Below are 8954 nucleotides of genomic sequence, written 5' to 3'. Positions count from 1 at the left end.
ACCCACCTGATCGTCCACCACCCGCAGAGTGCGGTGACCGGCGGCCATGAGCCGCAGCATGGTGGCGACGAAGTTGGGGCCACCGGGGCCGAAGAGCCAGCTCACCCGCACCACCAGGTTGCGCGGGTAGGCCAAAGCATTCTCTTCCCCCAACAACTTGCTGCGGCCATAGGCGGAACGCGGGCCGGTGGCGGCGTCCTCGGCATAGGGCTCGGTGGCGGTGCCGTCGAAGACATAGTCGGTAGAGACCTGAATCAGCTTCGCTCCCGCCTCGTCCGCCGCCGCGGCCACCTCGGCCACCGCCTCGCCGTTGATTCTCTGAGCGTGATCCTCCCGCTCCTCACAATCGTCCACCTTGGTGAAGGCGGCGCAATTGACCACCACCTGGGGACGGAAAGAGCGCATCCAGGCGCGCAGGTCGTCGGGGTCAGTGATGTCCCCTTGGGCGTGGGACAGCCCCAGGGCCGGCTGGGAGCGCCGGCGAAGCTCCGCCACCAGGGCGCTGCCGAGCATGCCGGTGCCGCCGAAGATCAGGGTGCGCATCGTCCTCGCCTCAGGTAATGCCGACTTCCGAATTGTCGCCCAGCATGAACCGGTAGGCCTTGGGCTTGAAGTCGGTCTTGACGATGCGCGCGTTGCGGCCGATGAGAGAGCCGTCGATGCGCAGCGGGATGTCGCGGATCTCGCAGTTGTTGAGCACGATGGAATTCTCCAGCTCACAGCGCTTGAGGACGCAACGCTTGCCGATGGAGGTATAGGGGCCGACGAAGGCGTGGTCGAGCTTGGTACCGGCGCCGATGACCACCGGACCGCGCACCAGCGAGTCCACCAGCTCCACGCCGTGGCCCAGGCTCACCCGCCCCTCCACCCGGCTGCCGGCGGGAATCTCGATGGCCACGCCGTTGTCCAGGGTGTCGAGGACGATGCGGTTGGCCTCCAGCATATCCTCCAGCTTCCCCGTATCCTTCCACCAGCCCTTGACCACGTGCGGATGAACGCTCAGGCCGCGGTCGATGAGGTCCTGGATGGCGTCGGTGATCTCCAGCTCACCGCGGGCCGACGGCTTGATGCGCTTGACGCTCTCGAAGATGTGGTGGTCGAACATGTAGACCCCCACCAGCGCCAGATCGCTCTGGGGCTCCTTGGGCTTCTCCACCAGCCGCTTGACCCGGCCGTCCTCGTGCAGCTCGGCGACGCCGAACTGCTGGGGGTTCTTCACGTGAGCCAGAAGAATCTCAGCGTTGGGGCCAAGGCTCTGGAACTCCTCCACCAGGCTGGTGATGCCGCCGGCGATGAGGTTGTCCCCCAGATACATGACGAAGGAATCCTCGCCGATGAACTCCTCGGCGATGAGCACCGCGTGGGCCAGCCCCCGAGGAGCGTCCTGCTCGATGTAGGTGACCTGCGCACCGAAGCGCGAGCCGTCCCCCACCGCCTCCTTGATCTCGTCTTTGGTCTCCCCCACCACGATGCCGATGTCGGTGATGCCCGAGGCCACCACCGATTCGATGCCGTAGTAGAGCACCGGCTTGTTGGCCACCGGCACCAGCTGCTTGGCCGAGGTATAGGTCAGAGGTCGCAGGCGCGTGCCTTTGCCCCCGGACAGAATGAGTCCTTTCATCTTGATGATCTCCGATCGACGCTCGGAGACGGGCCGGGCTCCACCCGATGCGGGGAGCCGCCAGCCTCGTCCCGAAAGATTGTTCCCTCTGTGGGCCTTCCTGATAGGCCTCTCTGATGGCGGGCCTGCTTAGTTGGTGAGGTCCAGGAAGGTGCCGACGTTCTTGAGATTGACCGAGAAGCGGAAGTCTTGATCCCGCTCGTCACCTCGGCGGATATCGTGCACTTCGAACCGCAGACTGTAACACTGGGAGCGATAGTCCAGAATGTATCGCTGTTGCTGCAAAAGCGAATTGTCGATGTCGTAGACCACATCCGTCTGCAGCGCCAGCCGCCGGGGCCAGACCTGCAAGCGGCCCGTAAGGCGCATCTGATCGGACTGTCGCTGGCCGGTCTCCGCATCCCAGTTGGTGCGCCAGGAGACCCCCAAACGGTTGCTTCCGAAGCCGATGGCCCCGGACACCGACGACGAGGTGAGCTGGCTGAACAGGGTGTTGTAGTCCACCCGCGCCGTCAGGCTGGTCACCGCCGTCGGGTTGAAGCGCAGCAGACTGCTCAAGGGACCGATGCTGGTGCTGCGGCCGTCGCTGGCGCTCTGCAGCGGCGCGTCCTCGTCGAAGCTGTAGAAGCGGGAGAGCTCCCAGGACAGCAGCTCCCGAGCCGGGCCGTCCTCGCCGTCTTCCGTGCGCGGCTTCGCAAGCAGGCGGTTGACCAGTGCCACGCGGCCGAGATTCGCTCCCCGGATGCCGTCGATCTCGTCGAAGACCGGAATCTCGTCCAGGTCGTCGATGTCGGAGCGATAGGAATAGGTGAAGCGCGGCTCGATGACGTGCTTGAACTTGCTGAAGCCCCCGCCCTCGGTCTCGAAGATGCGCGAGAAGGACGGTCCGACGATCTCCGCCGACGCGAAGGAGAAACTGCGGCTCAGACTGTCGCCGCTGAAGCCGTCCACCGGCGGCGGGTCCATGGGATCGGTACCCGGGGTGGGGCTGGCGTCCGGCTGGCCGTTGAGGCTGTCGCCGTACCAGGTCAGGCGATGACCGGCGCTCACCGACACTCCCAACCACGGCACCAGGCGCAGCGGCAGGGTCAGCTGCGGCGCCAGGTCGAAACGGCCGTAGGTGCCGTCCTGCACTTCCGAGCGCTCCACCGACAGGAACGAAGCGGAGCTCTCCATCTGCAGGAAGAGGGGCGTGTTGCCGAGCTTGCGCGGCCGCAGCCGATACTCCACCTCCGGCAGCCGCGACAGGGTCACGGTGTTGCCGGTGAGGAAGGTCTCCCGGCGGTTGACCAGGATGTTCAGCGAGTGGGCTCCCCAATTGCCGGTGACGAAGCCCCGGGACTCCAGCGAGCGCACGGTGTTCTTGTCGACGCTGCGCTCGAACTGGCGGAAGAAATCGAAGTCCGAAAACTCCCGCACCGAAACCACACCGCGCATGCCGAAGGGCAGATCGGTGGTCTCGTGATCCAGGTTCAGCTTCCACAGCCAGTCCTCGCTCACCGGGTCGCGGATCACATAGCCCTGGAAACGCCCCCGAGTGCCCTCCGACGGGCGGTAGCGGAACTCGTTGCCAAAGCCCAGATACTCCTCGGAGTAGAGGTCGGCGAAGAAGGTCGTGTCGTAGCTGCGACCCAACACCTGGTAATAGGCCAGGCCGAGATAGCCGCCGCGGCGCTCCGAGTAGCCGATATTGGGCACCAGGAAGCCGGAGGTCCGCCCCGACTTCACCGGCCACAGCAGATAGGGCAGATAGAGCACCGGCGCTTTCTTGATGCGCATGGAGGCGTTCTTCACCCGGGCGTAGCCATCCACCTCGATATTCGCCTGGCCGAGGCGGAAGCTCCACGCCGGCGAGTCGCCACGGCAGGAGGTGAAGACGCCGTTCTCCACCTCGTAGGTCAGCTCGCCGGTCTTGCGCACCTCGGCGCCGGAGAAATAGAAGTCCGGGCTCATGAAGGCCTTGGCGTCGGTGACCGAGCCGGTCTTGGTCTGCAGGTCGTAGCTCAGAGTCGTGCCGGAGAGACGCTGCGGGCCCTGGTCGAGGATCACGTCCCCATAGGCCATGACGATCTTCTGCTCCAGGTCGACGTCGATGCGGTCGGCGCGGATCTCCACCTCTTGGTAGCGAATCACCACGCCACCGGAAAGCTCCGCCATCTCGTCCTGGCGATAGTTGAGGGCCCCGGCCCAACCCTCGGCGCTGCCGCCGCCCTCGGATTCGGGGAAGCTCAGGTCGAAGGTCACCGCATCTTCCGGCGGCTGGTCCGGCAGGGGCGGCGGCAGGGTCTCCGCCAACCGCGCCCGGCGCCACTCGCGGAACAGCTTGCGCTCCTCCGGCGTCATCTCCGAAACGGGTTTGTCGACGGGCTTTTCCAGCGGCACGGTGGAGGCTTCTGCATCGTCCGGCTCTTCGCCGTCGTCAGCAGGCGCCGAGCCGGCCCCGAAGTTGGCCGCCGGGTTGTCGTCCTGCTGCGCCGAGACCGCATCGGAGAGATCCTCTCCTGCGGCATCCTCGTCCGCCGCCACCTCACCGGTCCCCGGAGCCTCGAGATCCTCGGTGGCTTCCTCCGCAGCCTCCTCGGCGGCGGCCTCTTCAGCGGCGGGCTCTTCGGGGGTCACCTCGGAGCTTTCCGGCTCCGGCGATGCCTCCTGAGCCAAGGCGGGGAGAGCGGGAGCGAGGGCCACCAGGGCCCACAGCGCCAGCACGCACAACCAGAGGTTAAGGCGAAGGGGGGCGGTGACGGGATTTGGCAGCAGGGGGCTCAACGGGAGGGTGCTCCTCAGCGATTCCGCTCGACCAGGATGGCCGTCGCCTCGCCACCGCCGAGGCAGATGGCGGCGACACCGCGCTGGACGTCGCGGGCCTCCATGGCATGGAGCAGGGTGACCAGGATGCGGGCGCCGGAGGCACCGATGGGATGACCCAAGGCCACCGCGCCGCCGTGGACGTTGACCACGTCCATGGACAAGCCGAACTCTTCGACGAAGGCCATGGTGACGGCGGAGAAGGCCTCATTCACCTCCCACAGGTCGATGTCGCCAGCCTCCAACCCCGTCCGGTCCAGCAGCTGGCGCACCGCCGCCACCGGGGCGGTGGTGAACCACTCCGGAGCCTGAGCGGCGTTGGCGTGGGCGACGATACGAGCCAGGGGCTTGCGGTCGAGCTTTTGAGCGTAGGTGGCGGTGGAGAGGATCAGCGCCGCCGCCCCATCGTTGATCTTGCTGGCGTTGGCGGCGGTGATGGTGCCGTCCTTCTGGAACGCCGGGCGCAGTGAAGGCATGCGCTCCAGGTCGACCCGGAAGGGCTCCTCGTCCTTGTCCACGGTCACCGTCTTCTTGCGCTGGGGCACCTCGACGGGGATCACCTCGGCATCGAAACGACCCGCCTCCACCGACTCCCGAGCGCGGCGATAGCTCTCCTGGGCGAACTCGTCTTGGGCCTCGCGGCTGAAGCTATACTTCTCCGCGCACATCTCGGCGCAGCTGCCCATGTGCAAATCGTTGTAGGGATCCCACAAGCCGTCATGAATCATCGAATCCACCAGCTTGCCGTGCCCCAGGCGCAGCCCGTCGCGCACGCCAGCAGCCAGATACGGCGCCTGGCTCATATTCTCCATGCCGCCGGCGGCCACCACTTCGAAATCGCCGCAGCGCAAGTCGTTGGCGCCGACCATCACGGCCTTCATGCCCGAGCCGCAGACCTTGTTCAAGGTCAGGGCACCGGTGCTGTGGGGGCAGCCTGCTCCCAACGCCGCCTGCCGCGCCGGGGCTTGGCCCTGGCCCGCCGGCAAGACGCACCCCATATTCACCTGCTCGACGTCCGCCGGATCGACCCCGGCCCGCTCGATGGCCTGGGCCAACGCCGCAGCACCGAGGGCGTGGGCCGGCAACGGCGCCAAACCTCCCTGAAAGCTACCGATGGGCGTGCGCACTGCGCTCAAGATGACAATGTCGTCCATGCTGTCTCCTGCGGGGCTTCTTCGATGGTACCAGCGGTCCCCTTGACGAGGCGCTCGGGGGTTCTCCGGGGACTGAGATGCTAACACAGCCAGCCCACCGCCCATGAAGCTGCTGGGCATCGATTTCGGCGAGCGGCGCATCGGTGTGGCGATTTCCGATCCCCAGGGTCGGCTGGCAGTACCGATGACCACCCTCGAGCGCAAAAATGACCGTAGCGCTTCCCGGGCCCTGACCCGGCTAGCCCGGGAAGAGGGCGTCGAAGGGATCGTCTTGGGCGAGCCGGTAGGGCTCGACGGCGAGGCCGGAGAAGCAGCCCTCCGGGTGCGCCGCTTCGGCGCCCGGCTGGCATCGGAAAGCGGCCTGCCGGTAGTGCTCATCGACGAAACCCTGACCTCCCGGGAAGCGGAGCGCCGCCTGCGCGCCGCCGGGGTAGATCCACGGCGCCATCCCGAGCGGGTGGACGCAGCGGCGGCCCAAATCTTGCTTCAAGAAGCCCTCGACCGGCGCCAACGCGGCGACGGCGGGCTGCCCCCAGCGGCGGCCACCGAGCCCACCGATCCCCAGGAGTCCCCATGAGTCGACGCCCCCAACGCTCCCGCTCCAAATCCTCCAGACGCCGGCTCTGGCCGCGCATCCTGCTGGTGCTCGGGCTGCTGGCGGTGCTGGCGGTGGCCGCCCTGGGAGCCGGCGCCTGGTGGGCCTGGCAGACTCTCCACGAGCCCTACCGCAGCTGGAGCGGCGACCAGGTCCTGGTGGAGATCGAGCCCGGCACTGCCGCCACCGACATCCTCCATCGTCTGCAGGAGGAGGGCGTCTTGGTGGACGCGGACCTGGCGCGCCTGTACCTGGTGCACTATCTAGAAGATCCACCGCTCCTCGCCGGCGAGTATCGCTTCGAGGAAGCCCTCAACACCCCTCAGGTGCTCGCCAAGCTGACCTCCGGCGATGTGGTCACCCACGGCGTGACGGTGATCGAAGGACTGACCCTTTGGGAGACGGCGGCCCTGCTGGCGCGGGAAGGCTTCGGGGAGGAACAGGCCTTCCTCGACGCCATGAGCTCACCGCGGCTCATCGCCGATCTCGACCCAGAGGCCACCAACCTCGAGGGCTACCTCTTCCCCAGCACCTACCGCTTCCCCAGCAACGCCACCGAAGCGGCCATCGTCGAAACCCTGGTGCGCACCTTCCGCACCACCTACCGGCGCGAGGTGGAGCCCCTGATCCCACCGCCGGAAGCCGGCGAGGAGCCGGCCACCGTGCGCGACATCGTCACTCTCGCCAGCATCGTGGAGAAGGAGGCGCGGCTGGACGACGAACGCCCCACCATCGCCGGCGTCTACGCCCACCGCCTGCGCCGGGGCATCGGCCTCTACGCCGACCCGACGGTGATTTACGCCCTACGCCTGGCGGGGCGCTGGGACGGCAACATCCGGCGGCGGGATCTACAGATGGACTCCCCCTACAACACCTACGTGGTGCAGGGCCTGCCGCCGGGTCCCGTGGCCTCCCCGGGCAGGCTCAGCCTGGAGGCCGCCGCCGCCCCGCCGGAAGTGCCCTACCTCTACTTCGTCAGCCGCAACGACGGCAGCCACGTGTTCTCCAAAACCCTCGCCGAGCACAACCGCAACGTCGAACGCTGGCAAAAGCAGTATTGGCGCGAAAAGTGGGCCGAAGAACGGCGCCGCAAAGCCGAGCCGGAAGCGAAAGAATCTAAGCCCTCAAACAAAGGCAAGGAGTCACCGCCACCACGTTGACACTGTGCAATGCGTGGTATATCAAGAGGAGCGCCCCCGACGAATCGGCTAACCCGGCATTGCCGGAGCGCCCTTTTTTCCACTGCGGTCGAGGCCGCGGTGGAGCTGGTGACCGAGGAGACAGCATGAATACCCGCGAGCAGTTCGGCAGCTACATTCTTCTCAAGAAGCTCAGCGAGGACGCCCTCGGTGAGACCTTCCGGGCCGGCCGGTTCGGCAGCCAAGGCATCGAGCAGGTCGTCCTGCTCCGAGTGTTCAACGGCCAGGGCCTCGACGGCCCTGCCCTGTGGCAGAAGGTCGCCGACCGCAAGGAGCTGGCCGGCGGCCTACGCAGCCCCAACCTGGCGGCAGGCATCGACTTCGGCGAGCTCCAGGGTGTGCCCTACGTCGCCTACGACTACATCTCCGGCAAGAATCTGGCCCGGCTCCAGGAGCAGGCCAACCGCCAGCTCTCCCCGCTGCCGCCGGACCATGCGCTGCTGATCATCGAGCGCATGGCCTTGGGGCTGACGGCGGCACTGGAAACCCGCCTGGGCGGCGAACGCGTCCTCCACGGCTTCGTGGTTCCGGATCTGGTGATGGTCTCCAACGAAGGTGAAGCGAAGCTTCTCGGCTTCGAGGCCGCCCCGGGGCTGCGGGATATGGCCGCCAGCAACGCCGCCGTACGCAGCTTCGAGCGCTACCTGGCTCCGGAAGCCCTCGCCGGCCAGCCGCCCCACCGCAGCGACGACGTCTACTCCCTCGGCGTGATTCTCTATGAGCTGCTCACCGGCGAAACCATGCCGGCGGGGGTCGCCGACCACAACAGCCTGTTGGAGCAAGCGCAGATCGCCAGCGAAAGCGAGCCCGTGCCGCCGGGCATCCGCCAGCTGCTCCAGCGCAGTCTGGCCTCCCGAGAACAGCGCATCGGCGACGCCGCCAGCTGGCACAAAGCGCTCAGCCAGGTGATGATGGAAGGCCAGTACAACCCCACCACCTTCAACCTCGCCTTCTTCATGCACAGCCTCTTCCGGGACGAGATCGAGAAGGAGAGCCGGGAGCTGCAGAGCGAGCAGAAGATCGAGCCTCCCACCGCCACCGCCGAGATGGAAGCCGCCAGCTCCGGCGGCGGCCGCGAGCCGGGAGCGGACACGGTGATGGTGAGCAGCGCCGACATCGAGCCCGAGGCCGGCGAAGAGTCCGGCTCCAAGAAGGGCCTCTACTTCGGCCTTGCGGCGGTCGCCACCCTGGTGCTCGTCGCCGCCGTACTCTACGTCTTCGTCTTCGGCGCCAAGACCTCAGCCCCTCCCGAGCCCGCCGAGCCTGCGGCGCAGGTGCCCCCGCCGGTAATCCCGCCGCCGCAGGAAGAAGAGGTCCCCTCCGGCCCCACGCAGGAAGAAATCCAGGCCGAGCTGGAGCGCATGCGCGAGGAAATGGCCGAGAGCCTCGCGGCCCAGAACCAAGAGATGCAGGAGGAGCTAGCGGCCCGCTATGAGTCCCGTCTCGCGGATCTCCAAGATCAATACGAGCAGGCCCAAAAGGAAGCCGAAGAGCGCAAAGCCGCCGAGGAGCAGGCGCAGAAGGAAGCCGAGGCCCTCGCCGAACAGCAGGCCGCCGAAGAGGCCGCCCAGAAAGAGGCC

Annotated in this window: 7 protein-coding genes; 3 read left to right on the top strand and 4 right to left on the bottom strand. The window is 67.1% G+C overall.

Going from position 1 to position 8954, the window contains the following annotated elements:
* The 4 genes from SX243_23690 to SX243_23675 form a co-directional block, all read right to left on the bottom strand.
* The coding region (locus tag SX243_23690) for a sugar nucleotide-binding protein (protein MDY7095989.1) at positions 1–543 on the bottom strand (543 nt) is incomplete at its 3' end.
* A gap of 10 nt (positions 544–553) precedes the next feature.
* The gene (locus SX243_23685) at positions 554–1621 is read right to left on the bottom strand and encodes a glucose-1-phosphate thymidylyltransferase (GenBank protein MDY7095988.1); all 1068 of its coding nucleotides are present in this window, start codon (positions 1619–1621) and stop codon (positions 554–556) included.
* Between the two features lie 129 nt (positions 1622–1750).
* Positions 1751–4387, bottom strand: coding sequence for an LPS assembly protein LptD (gene lptD / locus SX243_23680; protein ID MDY7095987.1), 2637 nt, complete (start codon positions 4385–4387; stop codon positions 1751–1753).
* 14 nt (positions 4388–4401) lie between these two features.
* Complete coding sequence (locus SX243_23675) at positions 4402–5580, bottom strand: thiolase family protein (GenBank protein MDY7095986.1); 1179 nt, start codon at positions 5578–5580, stop codon at positions 4402–4404.
* Between the two features lie 103 nt (positions 5581–5683).
* On the opposite strand from SX243_23675, the gene ruvX reads away from it, so the two are divergent.
* The 3 genes from ruvX to SX243_23660 form a co-directional block, all read left to right on the top strand.
* Positions 5684–6157, top strand: a complete 474-nt coding sequence (ruvX, locus tag SX243_23670; GenBank protein ID MDY7095985.1) for a Holliday junction resolvase RuvX — start codon at positions 5684–5686, stop codon at positions 6155–6157.
* Positions 6154–7335, top strand: coding sequence for an endolytic transglycosylase MltG (gene mltG / locus SX243_23665; protein ID MDY7095984.1), 1182 nt, complete (start codon positions 6154–6156; stop codon positions 7333–7335). The genes ruvX and mltG overlap by 4 nt, the downstream gene beginning before the upstream one ends.
* Before the next feature lie 125 nt (positions 7336–7460).
* Positions 7461–8954: protein kinase (locus SX243_23660; GenBank protein MDY7095983.1), on the top strand; the 1494-nt coding region annotated here is incomplete at its 3' end.

Source organism: Acidobacteriota bacterium, assembly GCA_034211275.1.
Classification (GTDB): Bacteria; Acidobacteriota; Thermoanaerobaculia; order Multivoradales; family JAHZIX01; genus JAGQSE01.
Note: the sequence above shows the minus strand (reverse complement) of the source record. Positions and strands in the feature narration are given on the sequence as shown.